The sequence below is a fragment of the Streptomyces sp. NPDC003284 genome (assembly GCF_053589675.1).
Genome location: NZ_JBSFSI010000010.1, coordinates 122,919 through 149,747, shown reverse-complemented (window position 1 = coordinate 149,747; position 26,829 = coordinate 122,919). Strand labels below are relative to the sequence as shown.

Here is a 26,829-nt window from a genome sequence, read left to right as displayed (position 1 = left end):
CTTGCACAGAGGCCCCGCACCTTGGAATCCAAGGTGCGGGGCCTCTTCTGTCTGTGCGCCCGGTCGGATTCGAACCGACAAACACGACCACCTAAAGATCGCCGCTCGGCCGTTGGCGTACGGGCGCGTGAGTCGGGCCCACTCTACTGCGCTGTGCCGGTCGGCGTCCGCCCCTGCACCAGGTACTGGTGACCGCATGGCAGTTGGGACAGAGCAGCCGCAGGTTCTCCCGCCGGTCGTCACTCCAGTCGCCGTTGATGTGGTCGATCTCCAGCGTCATGGGCTTCCCGAGCCACTCGGGTCCGACACCGCATTCGGCGCACTCCTCCGGTACACCGGTCTCGCGGAGCGCGCGGCGCAACGGCGCCGTCCTGGTCCGGCGCCGGCCCTCGTGCTTGACCAGCACCTCCTCCGGGCGTCTGGCAGGCACCGGCCCCGGCTTGCCCCGTCCATGGGCCTGCCCGAGGAAGTGCGCGGTCGACAGCCGCTCCTCGGCGATCCACTGCCGCAGCAGGGAGCGTTGCCTGGAGTTGTCAGGGCACCCCAGGCGGCGGAGCGCCTCCGCGATCGAGACCGATGCGGCGACCGCCGTACGCAACTGCTCAGGCCCGGGACGGCCGCGCCGGGCGCTCACCGGGTGCCCCCACGGGCGCGTCCCTTGCCGCGCCCACGGTAAGTGTCCGTCGTGGAATGGCAGTTGGGGCAGAGCAGGCGCAGGTTCTCGATGCGGTTGTCACGCCAGTCGCCGTCGATGTGATCCACTTCCAGTGGCAGCGGGCGGCCGCGCCATACCGCCTCCGTACCGCACAGGGCGCACCGCTCCCGCACGCCCGTCGTCGTCATCGCCCACTTGAGGCGGTCGCTCGGGATGCGCCGCGCTTGTGCGGCCGGTTGCTCGACGAGAACGTCTTCCGGTGTCCGGGGTCGCCAGGGCCGCCCGCGCCGGGTCGGGATCACGAAGTGCGACGTGTCGATGCCGTACGCCTTGATCCGACGGCTGATGTGGGTGTGGTGCCCGCCGACCACTTCGAGGCCGAGCCGCCGCAGTACCTCGCACATGGTCGTGGAGGCCGCCACCGCCTGCTCGAGGATCTCCCGGGTCCACTTCACGCCCTCCGGCTCGAAGTGGGAGACGTCCACGCCCAGCTTTCTCATCCGCCCCAGCACGTAGCGCCGCGTGGTGCTTCGCGGATCCACCCCCAGTCTCTCCAGCGCCTCCGACAGCGTCCGCGCGCCGCGTGCCGCTTCCTCCAGGCGGTCCCTGGTGTACGCACTGGCCCCCATCGAGTCCCCTCCGGTCCGGTGCCGGGCGTGTGTTCTTCGCCCGTACGGAGCAACGAACCGGATGCCGGGTGGTCACGCACGGCACACGGCAGGGGAACGGCCCGTGCCGGGGTGCCGGGACGGGCCGTTCGGGAAGGGACGGCAAGGGAGGGGTGGGGCGGGGGCCGGGTCAGATGCCCAGGTCTCGGATGATCTTGGCGACGTGGCCGGTGGCCTTGACGTTGTAGAGGGCGCGTTCGACCTTGCCGTGCTCGTCGACGACGACGGTGGAGCGGATGACCCCGGTGACCGTCTTGCCGTAGAGCTTCTTCTCGCCGAAGGCGCCGTACGCCTCCAGGACCTTCTTGTCGGGGTCGGCGAGCAGGGTGACCTTGAGGGACTCGGTGTCGCGGAACTTGGCGAGCTTCTCGGGCTTGTCGGGGGAGATGCCGATGACGTCGTAGCCCGCGCCGGCCAGCACGTCGAGGTTGTCGGTGAAGTCGCAGGCCTGCCTGGTGCAGCCGGGGGTGAGGGCGGCCGGGTAGAAGTAGACGATGACCTTGCGGCCCTGGTGGCCGGCCAGCGACACCTCGTTGCCGTCGGCGTCGGGGAGGGTGAAGGCGGGAGCCGTGTCCCCGGGCTGGAGTCGCTCGCTCATCGAAGGTGCTCTCCTCGTACATGTCCTCGTGGGGCCAATACCGTGTCGGTCCGAGGGTAACCGGGGGTGCCGACGGTGCGGTCGCGGCGAGAGCTGACAGACTGTTCCGGACACGCACCAGTTGACTTCGGAGGCGCTACGGTGGCGGACACGGCGGACACCAGGACCCCGGCTGAGATCGAGGCGGACATCAGGCGTCGCCGCGCAGTGCTGGCCGAGACCCTCGACGAGATCGGGGTGCGCGTGCACCCGAAGACTCTCGTGGGGGACGCCAAGGCCAAGGTCGCCTCGAACGTCGACCACACCCTCGGGCGGGCGTATGTGCAGGTGAACCGGGTGGTGAGCGAGGTGCGGGCGCAGTTCACGGACGAGGCGGGCGCTCCCCGGCTGGAGCGGATCGTGCCGGTCGCGCTCGTCGCCGTGGGTGTCGTGGGCCTGCTCGCGGTGAGCGGGCGCAGGCGCCGGGGCTGACCCGCTGAGCAGGGACATCGGTCGAGGCAGGTAGGTTTCAGGCGTGAGCGCCAACAGAAACGAGCACAGCACCCATCAGGACAAGCTGCCCATCCGCATGCTGCACGACCGGGTGCTCGTCCGGCAGGACACGAGCGAGGGCGAGCGGCGGTCGGGCGGCGGGATCCTGATCCCCGCGACGGCCGCGGTGGGCCGTCGCCTGGCCTGGGCGGAGGTCGTCGCGGTCGGGCAGAACGTACGGACCGTGGAGCCGGGTGACCGGGTGCTGTTCGACCCGGAGGACCGGGCGGAGGTCGAGGTGCGGGGCACCGCGTACGTGCTGATGCGCGAGCGCGATCTGCACGCCGTGGCCGCGGACCGGTTCGAGGGCTCGGAGGACTCCACAGGTCTGTATCTGTGACGGAGTGAGCTGTTTCCCCAAGGGGCCGGTGACCAGGGTCACCGGCCCCTTGGGCGTTCCTTTGCTAGCCTCGGTGGGGAACCCGACGAGACGCGCCGTACCGGGACGAAGGCAAAGACGACGCACCTGGTGTCCGTCGCAACGCCCGCCCGTGGGGCAGGTGTTGCCAGTGTCTCGGAGGTGCCCGTCGTGGCCTGGGTTCTGCTTGTCGTCGCCGGTCTGCTGGAGGTCGGCTGGTCGATCGGGATGAAGTACAGCGAGGGCTTCACCCGTCCGGTGCCCAGCGTCCTGACCGGCGCGGGGATCGTCGTGAGCATGCTGCTGCTGTCCTACGCCGCCCGCTCCCTGCCCATCGGTACCGCCTACGGCGTGTGGGTGGGCATCGGCGCGGCCGGTGCGGCGGTGCTCGGCATGGTGGTGCTGGGGGAGCCGGCGACCGCCGCCCGGATCTTCTTCGTCTGTCTGCTGCTGGTGTCCGTGGTGGGCCTGAAGGTCACCTCGGGGCACTAGCGGCGGGCGTCACCCGGCGTCCTCACCGGCCGGTGCCGGGGTTCGTCCCGGTGTTCGTGCCGGTGCCGCCCGCGGCCGGTCCGGTGCCGGTGCCGCCGTCGGCGCCCGCGCCTCCGCCGCCGGTCCCGCCCGTGGTGGGGGTGCCGCCTCCGCCGGGTGTGCCGCCGCCCTCGGTGGTGCCGCCGGTGGTCGGGGTGCCGCCGGTGCCGTCCGTGGCGCCGGTGTCGCCGCCGCCGGGACCGCCCGGGGTGCCGCCGTCGGTGCCGCGGTCCGTGGGGGTGCCGCCGGTGGAGTCGCCCGGCGTCCCGGTGGTCTGTCCGGGGTCCTGGCTCTGGCCCTGGGTGCTCTGCCCGCGGGTGTCCTGGCCGTCGTCGCCGGTCCCGGGGCCGGTGCCGGTGTCGTCGCCGGTGCCGGGGCTCTGGGCCGAGCCGCTGGGCGGTGCCTGGGACTCGTCGGCGCCGGGCTGGAGCTTGAGGTCGAAGTCGCTGACCGGGGTGCCCTTGAGCGCGTCGCCCATGTACTGCGCCCAGATGCTGCCGGGCGCGCCGCTGCCGTTGATGCGGGGCAGGCCGAGGGCGCCGTAGAGCGGCTTGTGCTTGGCGGTGTCGGGGTCCTGGCCCATGACGGAGACGACGGTGGCGAGGTCGGGTGTGTAGCCGGCGAACCAGGCGGCCTTGTCGTCCTCGGCGGTGCCGGTCTTGGCCGCGGCGGGGCGGTCGATGGCCTGGGCGGGGGCGCCGGTGCCGTTCTGCACGACGCTCTGGAGGACGGCGGTGGTGGTGTCGGCGGCCTCGCGGCTGACGGCCTGCGACTCGGTGCTGCCGTGGCCGGGCAGGGCCACCGCGTTGGCGCCGTCCTTGGTGATCTTCTTGATGATCGTGTAGGTGCCGTGCTTGCCGTGGTTGGCGAGGGTCGCGTACGCCTGGGCCATGTCGAGGACGCTGGCCTGGGCCACGCCGAGCGCGATGGACGGGGAGCCGATCAGCTCGGGGGTGTCGGCGGGCAGGCCGAGGGCGAGCGCGGTCTCCTTGACCTTGTCGGAGCCGACGTCGACGGCCATCTGCGCGTACACGGCGTTGACGGACTTGTCGGTGGCCTCGCGGACGGTGATGTCGCCGTAGGACTGCTGGTCCTCGTTCTCGGGGGCGTAGTGGCCGCCGTTCCAGCCCTGGACCGGCCGCTTGTTGGTGCCGTCGTAGAGGGTGTTCGGGGTGATGGTGCGGGAGTCCTGGGTGGTGGACTCGTTCTGGACGGCGGAGGTGAGCACGAAGGGCTTGAAGGTGGAGCCGACCTGGAAGTCCCGGCGGGTGGCGTTGTTCGTGTACTGCTTGACGTAGTCGATGCCGCCGTACATGGCGACGACCTCGCCGGTCTTCGGGTCGACGGAGGCGCCGCCCGCGCGGACGTAGCGGTCGGTCTTGTTGTTCTTCTTGTCCAGCTTGTCGATCAGCTGTTCGTCGACGGCCTTGACGAAGGCGTCCTGCTTGCTCTTCTGGAGCGTGGTGGTGATGCGGTAGCCGCCCGCGGACAGCTCGTCCTCGTCGAGGATCTTGTTCTTGGCGAGGTAGTCCTTGACCGCGCGCACGAGGTAGCCGCGCTGGCCGGACATGCCGGTGGGCACGGTGGCGGATCTGGGCGCGGGGAACTTCAGCCCGGCCCGTTCGGAGGCGCTGAGCCAGCCCTTCTTGACCATGCCGTCCAGCACGTAGTTCCAGCGGGCCTCGGCGGCGCGCCGGTTCTCCGGGTGGGCGCTGACGTCGTACTCGCTGGGCGCGTTGACGAGGGCGGCGAGGTAGGCGGCGCGGGCCGGGTCGAGGTCCTTGGCGTTGACGCCGTAGTACGCCTGGGCGGCGGCCTGGATGCCGTAGGCGTTGCGGCCGAAGAAGCTGGTGTTGAGGTAGCCCTCCAGGATCTTGTCCTTGGACTCGTTGCGGTCCAGCTTGATCGAGATGAAGAACTCCTTCACCTTGCGGGTGACGGTCTGCTCCTGGCCGAGGTAGTAGTTCTTCACGTACTGCTGGGTGATGGTGGAACCGGACTGCTTGCCCTTGCCGGTGACGGTGCGCCAGCCGCCGCGGAGCACGGCCTTGGGGTCGATGGCGGACTCGCTGTAGAAGTCGCGGTCCTCGGCGGCGAGCACGGCGTGCTGGGCGGCCTGGGAGACCTGGTCCAGCGGGACGCTCTCGCGGTTGACCTCGCCGTCGCGGGCGATCTCGGTGCCGTCGGCGTAGAGGTAGATGTTGGCCTGTTTGACGGCGAGGGCGTTGGCGTCGGGGATCTTCACGAGGGAGTAGCCGAGGAAGAACAGGCCGACACCGACGAGGACCAGGGTGAGGAACCCGCCGAGCGTCATCCGCCAGGTGGGGAACAGCCGCCGCCAGCCGGTCCGCCTGCGCCGGGGCTTCTTGCCCTTGCCGCCCGCGCCGGCCGTGGCGGCGGAGGCGGTGGTGACGTCGCGGTCGGCACGGCCCGCGCCATCCTGGCTCTGGCCCTGGCCCTTGCTCTGGCCCTTGCTCTGGCCCGGGGCGGGGGAGGGCGTGGCGGTGCGGGGGGCCGCGGGTCCGGCGGTGACCTCCCGGCGGCCGGGGGTGCCGGGGGTGCCGGGGGTGCCGGGGGGCGTCGGCGCCGCGCCGGAGCCGGTGCCGGTCTCCTTCGCGGCCCAGGCGGGCGTCGTCGTACGGCGGTCCGCCGCGCCCCCCGCGGCGGTCTCCGACGAGTCCCGGCCCGAGTCCCGGCCCGATCCTCCGTCCGATTCGCCGCCCGTCTCCGGTCCCGCGCCGGGTCGCGCTCCTGACTGCGCCCCCGGCTTCCCCTCGGGTTCCCCGGCGGGACGCGGTGCCTCGGCCTTCGGCTGCGGCTCGTCGCTCATCTCGTGCACGGACTCCGTTTCGCGTGTTCACGTTTCGCGGCATACGTTCGCGTACGCCCTCATGCGCCTTCTGCGCCCCTCGATGAAGACTCTCGCACCAAGCGTTCCGTTCCCGTGCCCGGGAACTTCTCGTCCGCGGAAAATGCGTGGCACATCACGTCCGGCGCGCACTAGGCTCCTGCGCTTCGGTGTCGGCTTGGCGGGAGGGGCGTGGCGTGGGCGCTGGACGGTTGTACGCGGCCGTCGCGGCGGGCGGATTCAGACGGTACGCGACGTATCGGGCGGCCACCGCGGCCGGGGTGTTCACCAACACGGTCTTCGGGCTGATCCTCGTGTACACGTATCTCGCCCTGTGGGACATCCGGCCGCATCTGGGCGGCTACGACCGCTCCCAGGCGGTGACGTACGTATGGCTGGGGCAGGCGTTCCTGGCGACCCTCGCGATCGGGGGCGGCGGGGCCGAGGAAGAGCTGATGGAGCGCATCCGTACGGGGGACATCGCGACCGATCTGCACCGCCCGGCCGACCTCCAGCTGTGGTGGCTGGCGGCGGACGTGGGCCGGGCGACGTTCCAGCTGCTGGGCCGCGGGGTGGTGCCGTTCGTGTTCGGGGCGCTGTTCTTCCCGGTGGCGCTGCCCACGGACCCGGTGACCTGGGCGGCGTTCCTCGGCGCCGTGCTGCTGGCGATGCTGGTGAGCTTCGGGATCCGCTTCCTGGTGGCGCTGAGCGCGTTCTGGCTGCTCGACGGGTCGGGGGTGACCCAGATCGCCTGGCTGGCCGGTGTGTTCTGCTCGGGGATGCTGCTGCCGCTGAACGTCTTCCCGGGCGCCCTCGGCGAGGTCGTCCGGGCACTGCCGTGGGCGTCGCTGCTCCAGGCCCCCGCCGATGTCCTGATGGGGCAGGCGCGGCCGCTGGGCACGTACGCCCTCCAGGGGGCGTGGGCGGTGGTGCTGCTGGCGGCCGGACGGCTGCTCCAGACGGTGGCGACCCGACGGGTGGTGGTCCAGGGTGGCTGAGCGGTCCACCGGGGCAGCGGCGGCCGGAACGACGGCCGGTGCGACAGCTGATACGACGGCCGGAACGGCGGCTGGTACGACGGCTGGTACGACGGCCGGGGCCGGCTTCCGCGCGGAGCACGGCGGGCGGGGCGGCGCGCGCGGGCGGCTGGCGGACGGGCTGCGCGCCTACCGCATGATCGCCGGGATGTGGCTGCGCTCCACGATGGCCTACCGGGCGTCCTTCGCGATGACGACGCTGGGCAACTTCGCGGTGACCGCGCTGGACTTCGTCGCGATCCTGCTCATGTTCTCCCGGGTGGACGCGCTGGGCGGCTACTCGCTGGGGGAGATCGCCCTGCTGTACGGGCTGTCGGGCACGTCCTTCGGCCTGGCGGACCTGGCGATCGGCTCGATGGACCGGCTGGGGCGGCGGGTGCGCGACGGCACGCTGGACACGCTGCTGGTCCGCCCGGTGCCGGTGCTCGCGCAGGTCGCCGCCGACCGGTTCGCGCTGCGTCGCCTCGGCCGGGTGACCCAGGGACTGCTGGTCCTCGGGTACGCGCTGGCCACGCTGGACGTGCACTGGACGGTGCTCAAGGTGGTGCTGATGCCGGTGATGGTGGTGAGCGGCTGCGCGATCTTCGGCGCCGTGTTCGTGGCGGGCGCCGCCTTCCAGTTCGCGGCGCAGGACGCCTCCGAGGTGCAGAACGCGTTCACCTACGGCGGCACCACGCTGCTCCAGTACCCGCCGACGGTGTTCGGCAAGGAGCTGGTGCGCGGGGTGACGTTCGTGCTGCCGCTGGCCTTCGTCAACTGGCTGCCCGCCGCCTATGTGCTGGGGCGGCCGTACCCGCTCGGGCTGCCGCACTGGACGGGGTTCCTCTCGCCGCTGGTGGCGGTGGTCTGCTGCGCGCTGGCGGGGCTGGCCTGGCGGGTGGGCCTCAGGTCGTACCGGAGCACGGGAAGCTGAAGGGACAGGGAGGACGGCATGGTGGCGGACGGACCGGACGGGACGGACGGGACAGGCGGGGCGGACGGGGCGTTCATCGAACTCGACCGGGTCGAGAAGGTCTTCGACGTGCGCAAGAAGACCGGGTTCCTCAAGCGGGAGCGGCGGCAGGTGCGGGCGGTCGACACGATCTCCTTCACCGTGGCGCGCGGCGAGATGGTCGGCTACATCGGCCCGAACGGCGCGGGCAAGTCGACGACGATCAAGATGCTCACGGGCATCCTCACCCCCAGCGGCGGCCGCCTGCGGGTGGCCGGCATCGACCCCGCACGCGAGCGCACCCGGCTCGCGCAACGTATCGGGGTGGTGTTCGGCCAGCGCACGACCTTGTGGTGGGACCTGCCGCTGATCGACTCCTACCGGCTGATGCACCGCATGTACCGGATCCCCGACGCCCGTTACCGGCAGAACCTCGACCGCTGCGTCGAACTCCTCGAACTGGCCGACCTGCTGGACGTCCCGGTGCGCCAGCTCTCGCTGGGCCAGCGCATGCGCGGTGACATCGCGGCGGCGCTGCTGCACGACCCGGAGGTGCTGTATCTGGACGAGCCGACCATCGGCCTGGACGTGATCAGCAAGTCCCGGGTCCGCTCCTTCCTGCGCGACCTGAACGCCGAGCAGGGCACGACGGTGCTGCTGACCACCCACGACCTCCAGGACATCGAGCAGTTGTGCTCGCGGGTGATGGTGATCGACCACGGGCGGCTGATGTACGACGGCTCGCTGCCCGGCCTGCACGAGGCGGCCCAGGGCGAACGCACCCTGGTGGTCGACCTGGAGCGGGAGCTGCCGCCGCTGGAGGTGCCGGGCGCGCGCGTGGTGCGGGTGGAGGGGCCGCGGCAGTGGCTGTCCTTCCCGGCGGGCGAGTCGGCCGCGCCGCTGGTGGCCCGGGTCGCGGAGCACTACCCGCTGGTGGACCTGTCGGTGCGCGAACCGGACATCGAGGCGGTGATCGCCGAGATGTACGCGGCGGGCGCCACTCCCGCGGACGCGGTCGGCGCGGCCGACGGGGACGGTGCGGACGGCGTGGAACGCGCGCTCTCATAGCCTGCGGCGCGGGGATTTCGTAGGCTGCTGCACATGACCGACGATGCCCCCGAACTGCGCGCCTCAGACGCCGATCGCGAACGGGTCGCCGAGACCCTGCGGGACGCCCTCGCCGAAGGCCGCCTGGACATGGCGGAGTTCGAGGAACGGCTGGACGCCACCTACAAGGCACGCACGTACGGCGAGCTGGCGCCGATCACCCGTGACCTGCCCGTCGCGGGGGGCGTGCCGGCGGCGCCCGCGGTGTCCCTGCACAAGGAACCGGCCGAGCCGGGCAGCTGGGCGTCGCGGATCACCGGCGGCGAGGGCTCGTCGTCGTGGGCGGTGGCCGTGATGTCGGGCTTCCAGCGCAAGGGGCGGTGGACGGTCCCGAAGCGGTTCAGCTGCTTCTCCTTCTGGGGCGGCGGCGAGATCGACCTGCGGGAGGCGAACTTCGCGGACCGCGAGGTGGAGATCAACTGCATCGCGATCATGGGCGGCGCGCAGGTGATCGTGCCGCCCGGCGTCGAGGTCGTCGTCCGTGGCATCGGGATCATGGGCGGCTTCGACCACCGCGAGGAGGGCGTACCGGGTGAGCCGGGCGCCCCGCGCGTGATCGTCACCGGGTTCGCCTTCTGGGGCGGGGTGGCCGTCGAGCGCAAGCTCACCAAGGCCGAGCGGCTGCTCCAGAAGGAGCAGCGCCGCCAGGAGAAGCTGGACCGCCGGACGGAGCGCCGCGAGCTTCAGTCCTCCCGGCACGAGGAGATGCGCGACCGCTGGGAGCGGCACTGGGACCGCCAGGAGGAGCGCATGGAGCAGCACCGGCAGCGCCACGAGGAGCGCTGGGAGCAGCACCGCGAGCGCCGGGAGCAGCGCCGGGACCGCCGCGGGCACCGGGACTACTAGCGGGTTTCCGGCGGGCGGGCACGAGGGCTCTCCGGGCCCGTGAAGCTGCCCCGGCCGCCCCCGGGCGCCTGCGGCCCGCCCCCGCGGGAACTCCTGGTCCGTTCCGGGAGTAGGTCAGAGGGGACAATCGGGTACGGGGTGTGCGCCGGGCGCGCGCCGCCCGTGCGGACCGCTCACCGGAGCGGCGCGTACGGGAACGAAGCGGCGCGCACGGGAACACGGAACGGGTGGAGCGGATGGAACGCACGACGGAGGCCGAGCCTCGGACGGATCCCGCGGCGGATCCCGCGGCGGGTCCGGCGGCGGAGCCCGCCACGGCCCGCCGCACGATGACCGTGTTCAGCCCCGCCGACGAGGAGCGCCGGCGCGGGGTGCGCCGGATGAAGCTGACCGCGACCGGACTGCTGCTGTTCGTCGCGGTGGTGTACGTCCTGGCCAAGTGGGCCGGGCACAGCGGCGCGGGCCCCTGGGCGGGCTATGTCGCGGCCGCCGCGGAGGCGGGCATGGTCGGCGCGCTCGCCGACTGGTTCGCGGTCACCGCCCTCTTCCGCCACCCGCTCGGTCTGCCCATCCCGCACACCGCGATCATCCCCACCAAGAAGGACCAGCTCGGTGTCTCGCTGGGCGAGTTCGTCGGCGAGAACTTCCTCTCCGAGGACGTCGTACGCCAGCGGCTGCGCGCCGTCGGCATCGGCGGCCGGCTGGGGACCTGGCTCGCCCGGCCGGAGCACGCCGACCGGGTGACCGCCGAACTGGCCACCGCGCTGCGCGGCGCGCTGACCGTGCTGCGCGACTCCGATGTGCAGGCGGTGGTGGGGGAGGCGATCACCCGCCGGGCCGCCGTGCAGGAGATCGCGCCCGGCCTCGGCAAGATGCTGGAGAAGATCGTCGCCGACGGCGGCCACCGGCGCGTCGTCGACCTGGTCGTCACCCGGGCGCACGACTGGCTGGTGCTGCACGGCGACTCCGTGATGGACGCGGTGCAGGGCGGCGCGCCCGGCTGGACGCCGAGGTTCGTGGACCGCAAGGTCGGCGAGCGCGTCTACAAGGAGCTGCTCCGCTTCGTCACCGAGATGCGCGACATGCCCGGCCACCCCGCGCGCGGGGCGCTGGACCGGTTCCTCGGCGACTTCGCCTCCGACCTCCAGTCCGACAGCGAGACCCGGGCCCGGATCGAACGCCTCAAGAGCGAGGTCCTCGGCCGGGGCGAGGTCCAGGACCTGATCGCCTCCGCCTGGACGGCCGTACGCTCCATGATCGTCTCCGCGGCGGAGGACGAGCACAGCGAGCTGCGCCTGCGGGTGCGGGCCTCGCTGCTCTCCCTGGGCCACCGGATGGCCGAGGACCCCGGGGCGCAGCGCAAGGTGGACCGCTGGGTGGAGGGCGCCGCGGTGTACGTGGTGACGACGTACCGCAAGGAGATCACCTCGCTGATCACCGACACGGTGGCGGGCTGGGACGCCGAGCACACCACCCGGAAGATCGAGGCCCACATCGGCCGTGACCTCCAGTTCATCCGCATCAACGGCACGGTGGTCGGCTCGCTGGCCGGGTTGCTGATCTACACGGTGTCGCGTCTCCTCGGAGCGTAGGCGGACCGCCGCCGTGCGTGACGTCCCCGCTTCGGGGGCACACGCAGGGCGTTCCGCTCGTCGAGGAGGGAGCCCATGGCCAGTGCTGAGACCGCGGGTGCCGGGACCGGCCGCACCGTGACCACCGACATCCCCGCCAGACTCGACCGCCTGCCGTGGTCGCGCTGGCACTGGACCATCGTCGTCGGGCTCGGCACGGTGTGGATCCTCGACGGCCTGGAAGTGACCGTCGTCGGCAACATCGCCGGCCGGCTGTCGGAGCCGGGCAGCGGCCTGGCGATCAGCTCCGGGCAGGTGACCGGTGTGGCCGCCGCGCTGTATGTGGCGGGCGCCTGTGTCGGTGCCCTGTTCTGGGGGCGGCTGACCGACCGCTACGGCCGCCGGAAGCTGTTCATGATCACCCTGGCGGTATATCTCGCGGCCACCGCCCTGACCGCCTTCTCCTTCGAGGCCTGGTGGTTCTTCCTCTTCCGCTTCCTGACCGGCTTCGGCATCGGCGGCGAGTACGCGGCCATCAACTCCGCCATCGACGAACTGATCCCCTCGGACTACCGCGGCCGGGTCGACCTGATCATCAACGGCAGTTTCTGGGTGGGCGCGGTGGGCGGCTCGCTGCTGTCGATCCTCGCCCTCAACACCGATCTGCTCGCCGCCGACCTGGGCTGGCGGCTGACGTTCGCGCTCGGCGCCGTCCTCGCCCTGGTGATCCTCCTCGTGCGGCGGCACGTCCCGGAGAGCCCGCGCTGGCTGCTGATCCACGGCAGGGACCGCGAGGCCGAGGAGGTGGTGGCCGGGATCGAGGAGCGGATCGAGGCCGAGAAGGGCGCGCCGCTGCCCGCGCCGCACGGGGAGATCACCATCCACCAGCGCCGTACCGTCTCCTTCGCGGAGATCGGCCGCACCGTCTTCGCCCGCTATCCCAAGCGGGCCGTCCTCGGCTTCTCCCTCTTCATCGGCCAGGCCTTCCTCTACAACGCCATCACCTTCGGCTTCGGCGCCATCCTGACCGCGTTCTTCCAGGTGCCCTCCGGCCACACCGGCTACTACTTCGCCGTCATCGCGGTCGGCAACTTCCTGGGCCCGCTGCTGCTCGGCCGGCTCTTCGACACGGTCGGGCGCCGGGTGATGATCTCGTCCACGTATCTGCTGTCGGGGCTGCTGCTGTTCGGCACGGCGTGGCTGTTCGACCGGGGCACGCTGGACGCGACCACGCTGACCGCCTGCTGGTGCGCGGTGCTGTTCTTCGCCTCGGCGGGCGCCTCCAGCGCCTATCTGACCGTCTCCGAGATCTTCCCGATGGAGACCAGGGCGATGTCCATCGCCTTCTTCTACGCCCTGGGCACCGCGGCCGGCGGCATCAGCGGACCGCTGCTCTTCGCCGACCTCACCGGCACCGGCGAGGTCGGCGACACGGTCCTCGCGTTCTGCATCGGGGCGGCGCTGATGTGCGCGGCGGGCCTGGTGGCCGCGTTCCTGGCGGTGAACGCCGAGCGCCGCTCCCTGGAGGACATCGCCACCCCGCTGACGGCGGTGCCGGGCAAGCCGGGCCCGGCCGCGCAGAACGGCCGCCCCGACGTCACGCCCCCGTCGTCGAGCCCGGCGTGAGGTGACGCCGGTCCTCCTGGCGGGGCGTGCGTGTCAGGGGCGGTCGCTTGCGTGGCGCGCGGGGCGCGTGCGCGGGATGGGGCGCGCGGGGCGCGTGCGCGGCGCGTGGTGGGTCGCGCGGCGCGCGTGACTCGCGCAGGCCGTACGCAACTCACTCACGCCGTACGCAGCGCGCGCACGCCGTACCCGGCTCGCCTACGCCTACGCCTACGCGGCGTGCCGGTCGGCGACGGCCCAGGAGGCGAGGGCGACCGCGCCGGCCACGCCGAACACGGACGGCCAGGCGCCCACCTTCTTGGCCAGCGGGTGCGACCCGGCGAACGCGGCGACGTAGGCCGCCGTGAGGGCGCCCGCCGCCCTGCCGCCCGCCTGCCGCCGCCACTGCTGCGCGGCTGCGGCACCGGCGACGGCCAGCACGGCCCCGCCGAGCTGCCGCTTCTTGGTCCAGCGGGCCACCCCGTACCCGCCGACGAGCCCGGTCGCGGCGACCGCCGCCGTAGGAATCCTCGCCATCACTGTCTCCCTGTCTCCCCCGATGACCTGCGGACGCCCGGGTGCGGACGTCGAATGGACCGAGGCTAACTCCCGTCCGCACGGCGGATCGGACCGGCCCGCGAGGACGGAGCCGCCCGAGGACGCACGGGCACGCGGATGAGACCCAGGTCACACCACAAACATCTCCGGACCCGTCACACATGGCTCCCGCGCTCCGTCATGTCTGTGCAACCGAGCGAGCGAACGACGAGCGCACCAGCGCACCAGCGCAGCGCAGCACCAAGACCAAGACCATGACCAAGACCATGACCAAGGAGCCCATGATGGAAGCCCGCCTCAGCCTTTTCGGAAACCCCGTCGCCGGCAAGTTCATGCGCCATGTCAACTCCGCGGGCAAGGTCCTCACGGACTCGACGCTCCCGGCCGCGACCCAGGAACTGGTGAAGATCCGCGCCAGCCAGATCAACGGCTGCGGTTTCTGCACCGACATGCACACCAAGGACGCCACGGCCGCCGGTGAGACCGCCGACCGTCTGAACCTGATCGCGGTGTGGCGGGAGGCGAAGATCTTCACCGAGGCCGAGCGCGCCGCCCTGGAACTGACGGAACAGGGCACCCGTATCGCGGACGCGGCCGGCGGCGTCACCGACGAGGCGTGGGAGAACGCCGCCAAGCACTACGACGAGGACCAACTCGCCGCCCTCGTGAGCCTGATCGCCCTGATCAACGCCTACAACCGCCTGAACGTCATCGTCCGCCAGCCCGCGGGCGACTACCGGCCGGGCATGTTCGGCTGACCGGCCCGCGCCCCGGGGGGAGAGAGAGACGGCGACCCTCGGGGCGTAGGTGGAGGGACCCCCTGGCCTAGGCTGACGCCGGACCGAACGGCAGCAGTGACGACGCGCTGGGGGACGAACGGACGATGCCCGAGGGACGACCGGACACGCCCCCCGCCGCCGCACCCACCCGTCCGGGCCGGCTGCCCCGCCCGGACGGCACATATCTCGCCTACGAGGACCACGCGCCCCCGCCGCCCTCGTCCCCGCCCGTCCTGCTCCTGCACGGACTGGCGGGCCACCGGGGCGAGTGGGACGACCTGGCCGCGCGGCTGCGGGCGGACGGCCACCGGGTGGTGGCGTACGACGCCCGGGGGCACGGCGGGAGCACCCGCCGCCCCGGGGACGTGACCCGCGAGGCACATGTCGCGGACGCGGCGGCCCTGGCGGACGAACTGGCCCTCGCCCCGGCCTTGGTCGTGGGCCAGTCCTTCGGCGGCCACACCGCCCTCCTGCTGGCCGCCGCCCGCCCCGACCTGGTGCGGTCCCTGGTCCTTGTCGAGGCGGGCCCCTCGATCGCGCCCCCGGACCTCCCCGCCCGGATCGGAGCCTGGCTGGACTCCTGGCCGGTCCCGTTCCCCACCGCCGAGGCGGCGGCCCGCTTCCTCGGCCACGAGGCGTGGGCGCGGGGCCTGGAGCAGCGGGCGGACGGCTGGTGGCCGAGGACCGACAAGGACGTCATCGTCTCCACGATCGCCGAACTGACCCGGCGCGACCACTGGCGGGAGTGGCAGGCGATCACCTGCCCCGTTCTGGTGGTGCGGGGCACCGACGGCACGATGCGTGAGGCGGAGTCCACGGGGATGCACGCCCGCCGCCCCGCCGCGACCCGCCTCCTGACCCTCCCCGCCGCGGGCCACGACGTCCACCTGGACCAGCCGGAAGCCCTGTACGAGGCGGTGCGGGCGTTCCTCGCCGACCAGACCTGAGTCGTCTTCGGCCCCGCCCGGCCCGGCGCCATGCCCACGGACGCCTGTCGCTCGGGAGACGACTCCGTCGTCCACTTCGACCTCCCCGGGGCCGACCCGGAGACCATCGACCCGGACGTCGAGCGAAACGTGCTGAACATCCACGCCGAGCGGATCCACGCAACCCACGCAACCCACGCGACCCACGCGGAGGAGACCCCCGCAGCCAGGCTCATCGCCGCCCGGTGTACGCCCTGCTGTTCGGACGAGCACAAGTGAACTGAACGGCAGCCGACCGCCCGCACACCGAGTGGGGTGATCTGGCCGGATCTTCCCCCTCCGTGCCGAAGTGCGTTGTTCCTGCGATCGCCGCCCTGATAGAGATGAGGGCCTTCTGCGCCGGTCCGCCGCGGCCTGCCCGGACCGGCGAAGGGAACGGTGGGCTCCGCGCCCGTCGGTCCGGTCGGTGCCGCGGTGGCGGACTTCGTCGCCGACACCGAGTCGCAGATCACGTTCATGGCGGCCCGTATCAAGAAGACGACGGACGGAACCGTCGACGCCACCACCGCGTACATCGACGGTGATCTGACCATGGCAGCGCGTGCCCAGCGTGCAGCGGCGAAGGTCCCCTCGTCCGCCGACCTGCGCGCGGTGGTCGAGCAGACCGGCCGGCACGGGGAGCGGCCGAGGTGATCGAACCCGGGAGAATCCCGCAGTACACCGGTGACTTCGCCAAACTGTCCAAGGCCGTCTCCCAGCTTCGCACCCGCGCGGTCGGTATCCGCAACGACGGCCAGGACGTCCACTCCCGCTTCCAGGCGACGGCTGCCTACTACAAGGCGCCGGAGGCCGACCAGCTCCTCTCCACCACCCGGCCGGTGATGGACACGGCGGACGAGTTCGCCGCGCACATCGAGTCCCTGGCCGACGCCCTGGAGACCTTCGCCGCGGAGGCGAAGCCGCACGCGGACCGCTTGAAGGAACTGCGGGAGAAAGCGTCGACCTTCGTGGACAGCGTGCGGGGCGACGACGACTGGACCAAGGACCAGGACAAGATCGCCGCGCACGACGCGCTGATGGACGGTGTCGCGGAGGCCGTCGACGGGTTCCAGACCGCGGAGCGCGACGCCGCGAACAAGATCAGCCGCATCAGCCCGGGGGCGTGCCGCCCCAGTTGGGTGGTCGACGACGGCAGCCACGCACCCGGCATGTACGGGGTCCACGCCGACACGCTGACGTCCATGGGCGACCTGCCGTGGGGCAGTCCGGAGAGCCGTTCCTACGAGCGGTGGAGCCTGGACTGGTGGGGGCACGGCGCCAAGAGCTGGGCCTGGGACGGCATCGTCAAGGACAGCGTCTGGGGCGGATTCGTCGGCCTGGGCGTCCTTGAGGACAACCTCCTGGGCATCAACGGCGCCCAGGCCCGGAGCGACACCTGGGACGGCCTCAGACGTACCGTCGTCGGGACCTACGCCTACGGCATGGACGCGGTCGGCCTCGGCGGCCGTCTCTCGGACTGGCAGCGGGACAGCGAGGCGTACGCCGACGAGTTCGGCAAGGGGTTCGTCGCCTACGACACCTGGGACGAGGATCCGGCACGTGCCCATGCCGTCACCACATTCAGCCTCCTCACCCTGTTCGGAGGGGCCGCCGGCGGCCTCGCCAGGGTGAGCAAGGCAGGCCGGGTGGCCGAGACCGCCGGTGCCCTGGCCAGGGCAGGCGACGTCCTCGACCCCGTCTCGGGCGGCACGAGGGCGGCCAAGGCCCTGTCCGACCTGCCGAAGGTCTCCGAGACCCTCACCCGCGTCAGCGACCACCTCAAGCTCCCCAAGCCCCACCTCCCCGACACCGCCCTCGACCTGAACGACCGCTACCGGATCACCAAGGACGGCAACCTGGTTCCACTGCACGCGGACGGCACACCGGACATGACCCTGCCCGAGCGTGAACCGGCGGCCACCGACCGTGCAGCCACCCCACAGCCCAGCGATCACCAGCTGCTCACTGCCGGAGCGCGACGCGGCGGGTCTACGGCAATGCATGCGGGTGACGCACCGCCGTCGAGTCCGGCACAGCATTCCGCAGGGCCCCATGGCTCTGAAGCAGTACGGCGTACGCACGAAGGGACTCACGCGGGACCGCCCCATGACGGCGGTAGCGAGCCCCATGACGGTGGTCACCGAGCGGGCGGAGATCATTCCGCGTCTTCGCACTCGGACTCGGACAGGGGTGAGGTCCCGCGCGGTACCGATGGGAACGATCCGTTCTCCGACGGTACGCCTCACCAGGAGACTGTCCCGTCAGGGCCCGATCACGGTCCTGCGGATCACGCCTCGAACCGAGAGCGCCCGCCACGTGAGGGTGACACCAATTACATCGTGGACAATCCCGAAAACTGGGCCGACACCATCACGGACATCGACCGGATCGATGGCGGTGTTCTTTGGGAGGAGAAGACTGCGACGGGGCGTGATCCACGCGTGAATGTGAACAAGTGGATTGCAAAACACGTCTTCAAGAAACTGGACTCCTATGTTCGAGCCCGGCACTGCATGAGCGGCTATGAGGAAGCTCCGCTCGGTCTTGACTTCACAGAGCCTGGGGCGACGTCGGAGTTCAGGGCTGCGGTAGAGTCCGGCGTAGCCGAGTGGGTTACCAGAAATCCCGGCGTGGATGTGCGAGTGAGGTGGGCGGAGTGAGCTGTTACTTCCAGATGGGTGACCAGGAGTTGTGGAACCCATCGAACTCTTTGGCTAAAGTTTTCCTGGGGCAGGCTGAGGTGCTGTCTGAGCTGGTCAGGAAGGATTCGGGGTTGGCGGGGGTCATTGAGGATGAATGTCAGGTCGATCCCTCGCTTTTCGTTCCATTCGTGGATGAAGTCGTGAAGGTTTACCAAGATTCCAACAATGAGGCGCTCAGGGCACTCCTCAAGGGGTTTGCCTCCGTCGCGCTGGTGCTGGTGGATCGCATGGGTATGGAAGTGGCGGAAATCGCACCGGAATTCTCTGAAATGTGGGCGACTGAACAGGAATTCCGAGCCAGGTACATGCCGACGGGTTGAAAAAGGGGTGCTGGAGATTTCCTGTGCCGGCCCGTCGAACGCGAGGAGAGTGCATTCCTGACGAGGTTTGCTGTTGTCAGGTCTTGCTGTAGAAGTGTCGCAAGCGTGCACATCCAGGGTGAATTCACTTCCGGTTGTGCCGTGATTTCGAGGAATCAGTGCATGCCCTGTAGCACATTCGCTCTCACCGCGAGAATGCCGGACCCCGTCTCCCTGCTGGCCGCCCTCCACGCAGGCGGCCCCGATCTGCGCGTCGACCGGGCGGGTCAAGGGGCCGTGGTGCGACTGTGCACGGAGGAAGGGCGTCAGGTGGTCGCGGTCGAGGCACCTCGCTACCTCCAGGTCCCGGGGGAGGCGGCGCGGTTGCTGGGCCCTGCGGCGGCCACGGAGAGTCCGGTCTGGTGGACGGAGGTCCGCGCGGCCTCCGCCGTCCCCGAGGCCCCCAGGCTGTCGGCCTCCGTAGCCGGACGCCTGGCCTCCTTGCTCGACGGCACCACCTGGCCGCGCGAGACCGCCGCCCACACCGATGTCGTCACGGTCGAGGCATCCGGCGAACCGGCGCCCGCCCTCGCAGCCGGCGATGACGTACTCACCGAAGCAGACATGCTCACGGACCGAGCGGCGATCGTCCTCCCCGACATCCCGGTCCTGGCCGCCACCACCTGGCTGACCGAACTCCTGCGTACCACCGCACGGACCGGCCGGCACCTGTACCTGGTCACCCCGCCGACGACCCGCCTCACGCTGCCCGCCCGCACGCTTCTCGACCGTGCCCCCGCCCGCTGGGTCGTCAGGGACCCCGGGACCGGCTACTACGACGGGCTGACAGGTCTGGAACTGGTCTGGCACGGCGACCACTTCGCACCGCCGGCCGGTCGGAATCCCACCGTCGTGGACGCCTACCGACCGCCGCCGACCGGCCGATCCGGCGAGCGCCAGTTCCTCCTGTCGGCGCGCACCATCCACCCTGCCGACGAACAACTCCTCCTGGGCGGCACCCTGGAATGCGCCTGGCAGACCCTGACCGGCGAACCGCCCGCAGGCTGGTCCACAGCGGAACCTGTCAACGTCCCTTGGTCCCGCCGCCAGTTGACCGACCTCGCCCGTAGCCGTGCCCGCCGCGGCTCACCGACCTGGCTCGTGGCAGTCGGCAGCCCCGGCCGACCGGCCATCGCCACCCAGTGGGTGACCCACACCCGCCTGGGCGTGGAGGAGCACATCACGCTCGCCCTCGGCCACACCGCCGACAGTCCCGTCCCCTTGGACCGCCTGCCCCACCTGGCGGAGGTCCTGGCCGCTCAACACCACCTGGCCACCATGGTCACCGAGGTACGAGCAGCCCGCGCGGACCTCATGGCCCCGGCGCACTACGAGCCACCGGCCCTCCCCGTCTCTCTCACCTTCGGCCCCGACACCGTTGCGGACACCGGCCTCAGCCGTGTGGAGGAAGCCCTACCGGACACACCCGTCGTACGCCTCGGCCCGACAGCCCGCCCCACCCTCCACTGCACACTCGGAGACGGAACGGATCCCGCAGCGTGGAGGCGCCTCCGGCGCGCCACAGCCCACCTGCACGTAGCCCCCGCAACTCAGGCCGTACTCGGCCGGCCAGGCGGCTGAGCCCCTCCAGCCCGCTGCGCCAGGCGCCCCCCGAGCCGCCCGCCGAGGTGGAGCGAACTCCTCGCCCTCCCGCCGGAACTCGCGGCACGGGCCGCCCTGACCTGGTGGAGCTTCACCACCCCACCTCGCGACGGCGCTCGCGGTGGCCGGTCCGGTCACCGCGAACACGACACGGGGGGTGTTCCGGCAGCGCCACGGGCGAGGGTGCTGTCTCTCCGTACGTCAGCTTGCTGTGATAGCTGCATACGTCGAGACGTCGGCCGGGAGGGCGTGTTCCAGGCGCCAGGTGATTGCCATGGGCTTGCTGCCGGTGTGGTGCTCATAAGTGGCTGGGCCGAGCAACATCCAGGGCTGCGATTTACCTATGTCGGAGTTCTTGTAGCGGCGTAGAAACAGGAGGATGTGGGTACCGCGCTGCTCGTGCTTCTGATAGCGCACGCCGGTAGGGGAGTTCTCTCCTGTTGCATTCTGGGATTCCCAGTGAAAGAGCCTCGGGCTGAGGGCGTAGTCCTTGTAGCGGACGGTGGGCGAGAAATCCTTCTCGTTTTTCTCCGACGTGATGAACAGGGCGTCCGCCTGAAACTCTTGGGCCCACTGAACGCCTTGCGACCAGGAGCGTGGCATCTGGCCACCGAAGCGGGCCACACCTAGTGCGGCCAGGATTTCGGAGCGGTTGTAGGAGCTGTGTACCTTCAGCGGGATACGGCTCAGGTCTCCAGTCAAGGTGACGGGGAAATGATCGGCTTGCTCGACTACGTAGGACAAGACTTGGCGGAGCTCGCTCCGGAAGGCGTGCTGCTGGCGCAGCGACTCGAGCCCTTGTTCAAAACTAGTGAAACCACCTCCGTTGTCCCACAGGTTGAAGAACAGCATGCGGGCGTAGGACTGACCCAGGGGGTCCAGGTCTTCGTACCTGGGCGCGTCGTCCTGGAGAAGTCGAAGGTATGCCTGCGTTCGATCCAAGTCATCCACGTGGAGGAATGCGTGAACGCGCTTCAGTAGTGCTGATTCTTCGGAGGAGGTGGATTCCTCCAAGAGGCCAGCGCGGCGCAGGAGCGCTGTCCACGAGTTGTCGCTCTTGTACAGTTCCTTGATCGATCGGCGGCTCTCCCGAAGGTAGTCGGCCAGACGCGGTGTGCTGTAGGTCTTCACCTCCTTGGCCAACGTCTTTACCGTGGCGTTCACTTGTGTGCGAATGTTGTTGAGAACGAGGTCCTTGGACTTCCCCTCCAGGATGATCTGGCAGCCGGACGGCAGTTGCGGGAAGTCATGCTCGATATGCTCGATGAGCCGGTTGCGTGACAGGTTAGTCAAGGCGCGGAACTGCTCCTCGAAGCGGAACTCCGCTCGATGCTGTCCGATGAAGTCGAGGACCGTCAGGACCGGCTTGCTCTCAGTGCGCCGCAGACCCCGGCCCAACTGCTGGAGGAAGATTGTGGCACTGCTGGTGGGGCGGAGAAGGAGCAAGGTGTCGACGTCTGGGACATCGAGACCTTCGTTGAAGAGGTCGACCGAGAAGATCACTTGGATTTTCCCGTCTCGCAGGTCGCGCAAGGCCTGGGCGCGTAGTTCGGCGGGTGAGTCGCTGTCCAGTGCCACGGCCTGGAGATTGGCCTTGCGGAAAAAGTCCGCCATGAAGTGGGCATGGGCTTTGCTCACACAGAAGCCCAGCGCTCGCATGGTTCCCGGATCAGAAACCTTGTCCTGGACCTGCTTCACGATGATCCGTGCGCGGGGTTCGTTGTCCGTGTAGAGGTTGTCCAGGTCTTGGTCGGTGTAGGTGCCGCGCTGCCAACCCAAGTTCGTCAGGTTCGTGCCATCCGGTACACCGAAGTAGTGGAAGGGGCAGAGCAGGTCATTCTCCAGCGCCTCCCAGAGGCGCATTTCGGCGGCGATCCGTCCGTCGAAGAACTCATCTTGGACGTTACAACCGTCCGTCCGCTCCGGAGTGGCGGTCAGGCCCAGCAACTCCTTGGGCTGGAAGTGGTCGATCACCCTTCGGTAGGTGGGAGCGGTGGAGTGGTGGAACTCATCGATGACGATGACGTCGAAATGGTCCCGTGCCAGTTGTTCCAGCCGGCGCACGTTGAGCGATTGCACGCTGGCGAAGACATGATTCCACTCGCGCGGCTCCTGACCGGCGTGCAGCAACTCTCCGAACGAGGCATCGACCAGCACTTCCTGGTAGGTGCGCAGGGACTGGGCGAGGATCTCCTTGCGGTGCGCGACGAAGAGCAACCTTGGTCGTTCACCGTCTCCAGGCCTGCACAGATCGCGATAGTCAAGGGCGGCCATCACGGTTTTGCCTGTACCGGTCGCCGCGACGAGCAGGTTCCGATGCCTATTGCGAATCTCTCGCTCGATACGAAGCCGTTCCAGCATGTCCCGCTGGTGCGGGAAGGGGCGTACGTCGAGCCCCGACAGGTTGATCTTTCGCTCAGTGGTGGGCGCGCTGCCACTTGCCTGCGCAAGTGCCTCGTCGAGACGTTGGCTGTCTCGATCAGGGTCGTACGGCTCGAAGGCGATGTCATTCCAGTATGCGTCGAAGGTTGCCTCGAACTTGTCCACGACTGCCGGGGTGGCGATTGACGACAGGCGTACGTTCCACTCCAGGCCATCGAGCAACGCGGCCCTGGACAGGTTCGAGCTGCCGACGTAGGCGGTGTCGAAACCAGTGTCGCGCCGGAACAGCCATGCCTTGGCGTGCAGACGTGTCGAGCGGGTCTCGTAGTTGACTTTGACGCTGGCGCCGAAGTCGCGGACCAGGCGATCGAGTGCGCGGCGATCCGTGGCGCCCATGTATGTGGTGGTGATGACCCGGAGCTGTACGTTTTTCTTTTTGGCCGCGCGCAGTGCGTCCTCTAGGACTCTTATCCCGTACCACTTCACAAAGGCGCAGAGCAGGTCGACGCGGTTGGCCGTTGCGAGCTCTGCCCGCAATTCAGTGCCCAGATTCAGGTCTTCTGGCGAGTTGGTCAGCAGGGAAGTCTCGGACAGCGGAGTGAGGGGACGGATTGCGTAGGCGCCTGGCGCCTCCTGCTCGGCCAGAGCTAGCAGTTGACGTGGGCCCTCGATCACCTGGCTGATCGCTTCGGCGTCGTCCTGGTCTGGAGCGCCGGAGGCCAGGGACTCCAGGATCCTGTTGGCGAAAGGTACCTGCTGCTGGGGAGGCAGTTGAGCGAGCCTGCGGGCAGCCGCTTCGGCGATGTGCCGCGCCAGCACGTGCGAGCTGGACTCGGCGCTCACCGGCGCGTCGATGGCCTTCCAGCCCAGGGTTTCCAACTGGCCCAGCTCATCGTGCAGGCTCTGGGTGATCAGCTTTTCGTAGACACCAGCGACTGGCTGACTCCGCCCGTCCGTACCGCTCACTGCGACCCCCTTGATCACACGACCTCGTGCATCTGTTGTAACAGGAGCCACTGACAGCCCCCGCCCCCGCTCGATCCTTACGCCTCGACCGTCACCCCCACCACCCCGTCCTCCCCGTCGAACCGCACCGCAGGCCAGTAGCCGTCCGGGAGGTGGGTGCCGCAGGAGTCGGTCAGGTGGAGGGTCAGGTCGGTGGGGCTGGTGGCTTCGATGGTGTCGAGGAGGAGGTCGGTGTGGGCCTCGGTGAGGTCGGCGGGGGTCGGGGGGCCGTCGCCGAGGGTGTGGACGACGGCGGTGACGGCTCGGCGGTGCAGGTCCGCGTGGTGGGTGACCGCGTGGTGGAGGCGGGGGAGGAGGCGGTGGGCCTCGGCCGGGTCGGTGGTGGCCAGTTGGAGGGTGACGGTCCGGCCGCCGAGGTCGCGGGTGAGGCTGTACGAGGAGTCGTACAGGAGGGTGCCGTCGGAGAGGGCGAAGGAGCCTCGGGTGAAGACGCCGAGGACCCCGTCCGTGAGGTGCGGGGGCTCGGCGGGGTGTGAAGGGGTGGTCACGGTGGTCACTCCAGGGGCGAGGCAGGAGCGGTGGCGGGGGCGAGGCATCCCGCGTCCCGCCCCCGCCGGATGTGCGTGCGGCTCAGGCCGTCCCGCCGTGGCATTCCCCGTACGTCCGGCCCGAGCCGCACCAGCAGGTCGCCGTCTGCTGCGGGGGCCAGGCCACCGCGCGTCCCCGGGCCGCCAGGGTCGTCGCGTACTGGGGGAGGAGGGCGGTGTCGGTGGGGGAGGTGCCCTCGGAGGCGGCGAAGGCCTCGTAGGAGGGGACCGTGCCGGTGACGATGCCGAGGTTGGGGGTGCCGGAGGCGGACAGTTCGCGCAGGGAGCGCTCTATCGTCGCGAGGTGGGTCTCGTGGGAGGGGTACTCCGCCGCGAGGCCGTCGTACGCCGCGACCAGTTCCTCCAGTTCCGGGGCGGGCCAGTGCAGGACCGCCACCGGGAAGGGACGGGAGAGGGCCTCGCGGTAGGCGCCCAGCTCCGCGCGCAGGCGGACCAGTTCGGCCTGGAGCTCGGCCGGGTTCTCCGAGCCGAGGGACCAGACCCGCTTGGGGTCGTGCAGCTCGTCCAGGGAGACGGACGAGGAGTGGAGGGTGTCGGCGAGCGCGTCCCAGGTGTCGTGGGACGCCCCGAGCATGCGGCGGACGCGGTGCCGGCCGAGGAGGAGGGGACGGGTCGCGTACGGAGGTTCCTCGACGCCGGTCAGCAGCAGCGTCACCGCCTCCGTGAACGTCTCGTGCGCCGCCTCCAGCTCGTCGTGCGACTCCAGGGACTCCGCGACGATCACCCAGGGCGCCGGGTCCCGCGGGGCGGCGGTGCGGACGCCGTCGATGATCGCCCTGGCCTCGGCCTCGTGGTCGTACTCCCACAGGTTGGCCGCCTTCAGGGCGCGCACCAGCGTGGCGTTCTCCAGGGCGTCCGCGGTGGCCAGCAGGCGGTCGTAGAGCGTCGTCGCCGCGGGGCGGTCCCCGGCCAGTTCCAGGTGGGCGGCGGCGCGCAGCAGCAGGGCCTCGGCGTCCTCCGGGTACAGGCCGGCGGCCCGTTCCAGACGGGCCGCCTCGGCGGTGTGGTCGGCGTTCTCGGTCCAGCCGGTGGGGCCGGGGGCACCCGCACGGCCGGCGCGGCCGGTGGGTTCCGGGGTCTCGACGTTCACGGCGGCTTCTGCGTGCACGGCGGCTTTGGCGTCTTCGGCGTTTTCGGCGGGCGTGTCGGGGCGCATGGGGGACACCGTACTGCCGGTCCGTGACGAAGGTGAGGCACCCGCGGGCCGGACGCCCCGACGGGTGGTCCTGTATAACCGTGGGGAAGAAACGGGGAAGAAGCCGTCGGGGAGAGCAGGGGAGGGCCGGTCGTGATCCGTCGCGTTCGCCAGCGGGCCGGTGCTCCGCTCGTGCCCCTGCTGCTGCCAGTACTGCTGTCGCTGCTCTTCGTGGTCTTCCTGGTCCTCCAGTTGTCGCTGCTCGACTCGGGCAGCCTCGCCGCGACCGTCGCCGCCGGTGCCGCGCTCGTCGCGTGCGCGCTGCTCGGCTCGCGCTGCGCGCCCGCCGTGGCGCCCACACGGGTGCGTACGGCGATCCGGGACCGCGACCGGCGTACGGCCTTCCTGCCGCAGCGCGATCCCGACGCGGCGGGCCGGCGACGGCCCCGCGCACCCGGACGGGCCCTTCCGGCGACCGCCGCCGCGTAGGGCACACTTCCGGACCCGTCACCCGGCACCCGCCGCCCGGCACCTTCCGACGCTCTCAGGGCCTCAGGGCCTGAGGTTCCGGGTTCCGCGTTCACCGCGTCCACTCCACTTCGTGACCCTGCGCCGCGGGTCGTCATGCCGCCATGCCCCGCTTCCGGCACGACGAGACCCTGAAGGGCTCCTCCACCATGTCCGTCTCCATGTCTGTCTCCATGTCCGTCTTCTCTGCCGTCCTCACCGGCTTCGCCGCTCTGGTCGAACGACTCGCCGATCTGATCCAGCCGCTGTTCCACGCCTCCGCGGCCGCCGCCGCGATCGTCCTGGTCACCCTGCTCGTACGGCTGCTCGTCCATCCGCTGTCCCGGGCCGCCGCGCGCGGGCAGCGGGCGCGGGCCGCGCTCCAGCCGCGCCTGGCCGAACTGCGCAGGAAGCACCGCAGGGATCCGCGGCGCCTCCAGCAGGCCGTACTGGCGCTACACGCCGAGGAGAAGGTGTCGCCGCTGTCCGGCTGCCTGCCGGGGCTGCTCCAGATGCCCGCCTTCTTCCTCCTCTACCACCTGTTCTCCAGCTCGACGCTCGGCGGGAGCGCCAACGGCCTGCTCGGCCACCGGCTGCTGGCCGCGCCGCTGGGCGGGCGGTGGAGCGACGCCCTCGCGGACGGCGGGGTCTTCGGGGCGGCCGGGCTGGTGTACGTCGCGCTGTTCGCGGTCGTGACCGTCGTCGCCGGGTTCAACTTCGCGCGCGCCCGGCGGGCCCAGGCAGCGGCCACCGCCGCCGGTGCGGGCGAGGCGGCGCAGGTCCCCGGGCTCGCGGCCGTGGGCAAGGTGGTGCCCTTCCTGTCCTTCGCCACGCTCGTCACCGTGGCCGTCGTACCGCTGGCGGCCGCGCTGTACGTGGTGACCAGCTCCGCCTGGAGCGCCGTGGAGCGGGCCGTGCTCCAGGGCTGAACGCGCGCCCGTCCGGCGGCCCTACGGTCCAGTACGTGAACGGGGTATTGCGGA

At 70.7% G+C, this 26,829-nt stretch carries 25 protein-coding genes, 1 tRNA gene, 1 pseudogene and 1 riboswitch; of the genes and pseudogenes, 18 read left to right on the top strand and 9 right to left on the bottom strand.

The window, feature by feature from the left end:
- Positions 1–54 precede the first annotated feature (54 nt).
- The 4 genes from ACWDYF_RS22070 to bcp form a co-directional block, all read right to left on the bottom strand.
- Positions 55–127, bottom strand: a tRNA-Leu gene (locus ACWDYF_RS22070).
- A complete protein-coding gene (locus tag ACWDYF_RS22065) occupies positions 92–634 on the bottom strand; it encodes an HNH endonuclease signature motif containing protein (protein ID WP_381738659.1) in 543 nt (180 codons plus the stop codon). The genes ACWDYF_RS22070 and ACWDYF_RS22065 overlap by 36 nt, the downstream gene beginning before the upstream one ends.
- Complete coding sequence (locus ACWDYF_RS22060; RefSeq protein WP_389465934.1) at positions 631–1,284, bottom strand: HNH endonuclease signature motif containing protein; 654 nt, start codon at positions 1,282–1,284, stop codon at positions 631–633. Before ACWDYF_RS22060 ends, ACWDYF_RS22065 begins: the two co-directional genes overlap by 4 nt.
- Positions 1,285–1,453: 169 nt before the next feature.
- Complete coding sequence (bcp, locus tag ACWDYF_RS22055) at positions 1,454–1,921, bottom strand: thioredoxin-dependent thiol peroxidase (RefSeq protein WP_389465936.1); 468 nt, start codon at positions 1,919–1,921, stop codon at positions 1,454–1,456.
- Between the two features lie 141 nt (positions 1,922–2,062).
- On the opposite strand from bcp, the gene ACWDYF_RS22050 reads away from it, so the two are divergent.
- The 3 genes from ACWDYF_RS22050 (at position 2,063) to sugE (ending at position 3,302) form a co-directional block, all read left to right on the top strand.
- Complete coding sequence (locus ACWDYF_RS22050) at positions 2,063–2,392, top strand: DUF3618 domain-containing protein (protein ID WP_018565583.1); 330 nt, start codon at positions 2,063–2,065, stop codon at positions 2,390–2,392.
- A 43-nt stretch (positions 2,393–2,435) separates the two neighbouring features.
- Positions 2,436–2,792, top strand: a complete 357-nt coding sequence (locus ACWDYF_RS22045; RefSeq protein WP_018565584.1) for a GroES family chaperonin — start codon at positions 2,436–2,438, stop codon at positions 2,790–2,792.
- 63 nt (positions 2,793–2,855) lie between these two features.
- A riboswitch (guanidine-III (ykkC-III) riboswitch) is annotated at positions 2,856–2,919 on the top strand.
- A 62-nt stretch (positions 2,920–2,981) separates the two neighbouring features.
- Positions 2,982–3,302, top strand: coding sequence for a quaternary ammonium compound efflux SMR transporter SugE (gene sugE, locus ACWDYF_RS22040; RefSeq protein WP_018565585.1), 321 nt, complete (start codon positions 2,982–2,984; stop codon positions 3,300–3,302).
- A gap of 22 nt (positions 3,303–3,324) precedes the next feature.
- On the opposite strand, the gene ACWDYF_RS22035 is transcribed toward sugE, so the two are convergent.
- Positions 3,325–6,171 (bottom strand): transglycosylase domain-containing protein, encoded by a 2,847-nt coding sequence (locus tag ACWDYF_RS22035; RefSeq protein ID WP_389465942.1) that lies wholly within the window; start codon positions 6,169–6,171, stop codon positions 3,325–3,327.
- A gap of 215 nt (positions 6,172–6,386) precedes the next feature.
- On the opposite strand from ACWDYF_RS22035, the gene ACWDYF_RS22030 reads away from it, so the two are divergent.
- The 6 genes from ACWDYF_RS22030 (at position 6,387) to ACWDYF_RS22005 (ending at position 13,307) form a co-directional block, all read left to right on the top strand.
- Positions 6,387–7,187 carry an ABC transporter permease gene (locus tag ACWDYF_RS22030; protein WP_389465943.1) on the top strand — a complete coding sequence of 267 codons (801 nt, stop codon included), beginning with the start codon at positions 6,387–6,389 and terminating at the stop codon, positions 7,185–7,187.
- 148 nt (positions 7,188–7,335) lie between these two features.
- The gene (locus tag ACWDYF_RS22025) at positions 7,336–8,139 is read left to right on the top strand and encodes an ABC transporter permease (protein WP_389466205.1); all 804 of its coding nucleotides are present in this window, start codon (positions 7,336–7,338) and stop codon (positions 8,137–8,139) included.
- 18 nt (positions 8,140–8,157) lie between these two features.
- Complete coding sequence (locus ACWDYF_RS22020; RefSeq protein ID WP_389465945.1) at positions 8,158–9,225, top strand: ABC transporter ATP-binding protein; 1,068 nt, start codon at positions 8,158–8,160, stop codon at positions 9,223–9,225.
- 33 nt (positions 9,226–9,258) lie between these two features.
- Positions 9,259–10,110, top strand: a complete 852-nt coding sequence (locus tag ACWDYF_RS22015) for a DUF1707 domain-containing protein (RefSeq protein WP_018565590.1) — start codon at positions 9,259–9,261, stop codon at positions 10,108–10,110.
- A 236-nt stretch (positions 10,111–10,346) separates the two neighbouring features.
- The gene (locus ACWDYF_RS22010; RefSeq protein ID WP_389465948.1) at positions 10,347–11,702 is read left to right on the top strand and encodes a DUF445 domain-containing protein; all 1,356 of its coding nucleotides are present in this window, start codon (positions 10,347–10,349) and stop codon (positions 11,700–11,702) included.
- Positions 11,703–11,777: 75 nt separating this feature from the next.
- Positions 11,778–13,307, top strand: a complete 1,530-nt coding sequence (locus tag ACWDYF_RS22005) for an MFS transporter (protein ID WP_381738652.1) — start codon at positions 11,778–11,780, stop codon at positions 13,305–13,307.
- A gap of 207 nt (positions 13,308–13,514) precedes the next feature.
- Here the strand turns inward: ACWDYF_RS22005 and ACWDYF_RS22000 are convergent, their stop codons facing one another.
- Positions 13,515–13,820, bottom strand: a complete 306-nt coding sequence (locus ACWDYF_RS22000) for a hypothetical protein (protein WP_037896848.1) — start codon at positions 13,818–13,820, stop codon at positions 13,515–13,517.
- Between the two features lie 305 nt (positions 13,821–14,125).
- Here ACWDYF_RS22000 and ACWDYF_RS21995 point away from each other — a divergent pair, with 305 nt between their 5' ends.
- From ACWDYF_RS21995 to ACWDYF_RS21965, 7 genes and pseudogenes are all read left to right on the top strand, one after another.
- Positions 14,126–14,599 carry a carboxymuconolactone decarboxylase family protein gene (locus ACWDYF_RS21995; RefSeq protein WP_389466210.1) on the top strand — a complete coding sequence of 158 codons (474 nt, stop codon included), beginning with the start codon at positions 14,126–14,128 and terminating at the stop codon, positions 14,597–14,599.
- A 125-nt stretch (positions 14,600–14,724) separates the two neighbouring features.
- On the top strand, positions 14,725–15,567 hold the full coding sequence (locus ACWDYF_RS21990) for an alpha/beta fold hydrolase (RefSeq protein WP_389465951.1): 843 nt from the start codon (positions 14,725–14,727) through the stop codon (positions 15,565–15,567).
- A 3-nt stretch (positions 15,568–15,570) separates the two neighbouring features.
- Positions 15,571–15,720: pseudogene (locus ACWDYF_RS21985) on the top strand (Hsp20/alpha crystallin family protein); the annotation flags it as partial.
- 264 nt (positions 15,721–15,984) lie between these two features.
- A complete protein-coding gene (locus ACWDYF_RS21980) occupies positions 15,985–16,239 on the top strand; it encodes a DUF6507 family protein (protein ID WP_389465954.1) in 255 nt (84 codons plus the stop codon).
- A complete protein-coding gene (locus ACWDYF_RS21975; RefSeq protein WP_389465957.1) occupies positions 16,236–18,245 on the top strand; it encodes a hypothetical protein in 2,010 nt (669 codons plus the stop codon). Before ACWDYF_RS21980 ends, ACWDYF_RS21975 begins: the two co-directional genes overlap by 4 nt.
- On the top strand, positions 18,242–18,607 hold the full coding sequence (locus ACWDYF_RS21970) for a DUF6086 family protein (protein ID WP_381738644.1): 366 nt from the start codon (positions 18,242–18,244) through the stop codon (positions 18,605–18,607). Before ACWDYF_RS21975 ends, ACWDYF_RS21970 begins: the two co-directional genes overlap by 4 nt.
- 162 nt (positions 18,608–18,769) lie before the next feature.
- Positions 18,770–20,227 (top strand): DUF6177 family protein, encoded by a 1,458-nt coding sequence (locus tag ACWDYF_RS21965; protein ID WP_389465960.1) that lies wholly within the window; start codon positions 18,770–18,772, stop codon positions 20,225–20,227.
- Positions 20,228–20,449: 222 nt separating this feature from the next.
- Here the strand turns inward: ACWDYF_RS21965 and ACWDYF_RS21960 are convergent, their stop codons facing one another.
- The 3 genes from ACWDYF_RS21960 to ACWDYF_RS21950 all read right to left on the bottom strand — a co-directional run bounded on the left by ACWDYF_RS21960 (position 20,450) and on the right by ACWDYF_RS21950 (position 25,360).
- Positions 20,450–23,596 carry a DUF3427 domain-containing protein gene (locus ACWDYF_RS21960; protein ID WP_389465963.1) on the bottom strand — a complete coding sequence of 1,049 codons (3,147 nt, stop codon included), beginning with the start codon at positions 23,594–23,596 and terminating at the stop codon, positions 20,450–20,452.
- A gap of 77 nt (positions 23,597–23,673) precedes the next feature.
- Positions 23,674–24,144, bottom strand: coding sequence for a hypothetical protein (locus tag ACWDYF_RS21955; RefSeq protein ID WP_389465966.1), 471 nt, complete (start codon positions 24,142–24,144; stop codon positions 23,674–23,676).
- Positions 24,145–24,226: 82 nt separating this feature from the next.
- Complete coding sequence (locus tag ACWDYF_RS21950) at positions 24,227–25,360, bottom strand: SEC-C domain-containing protein (protein ID WP_018565614.1); 1,134 nt, start codon at positions 25,358–25,360, stop codon at positions 24,227–24,229.
- Between the two features lie 171 nt (positions 25,361–25,531).
- Between ACWDYF_RS21950 and ACWDYF_RS21945 the strand changes: the two genes are divergently transcribed.
- Together ACWDYF_RS21945 and yidC are read left to right on the top strand one after the other, a co-directional pair.
- Positions 25,532–25,828, top strand: a complete 297-nt coding sequence (locus ACWDYF_RS21945) for a DUF6412 domain-containing protein (protein WP_018565615.1) — start codon at positions 25,532–25,534, stop codon at positions 25,826–25,828.
- 200 nt (positions 25,829–26,028) lie between these two features.
- Positions 26,029–26,775, top strand: coding sequence for a membrane protein insertase YidC (gene yidC / locus ACWDYF_RS21940; RefSeq protein ID WP_389466214.1), 747 nt, complete (start codon positions 26,029–26,031; stop codon positions 26,773–26,775).
- Positions 26,776–26,829 lie beyond the last annotated feature (54 nt).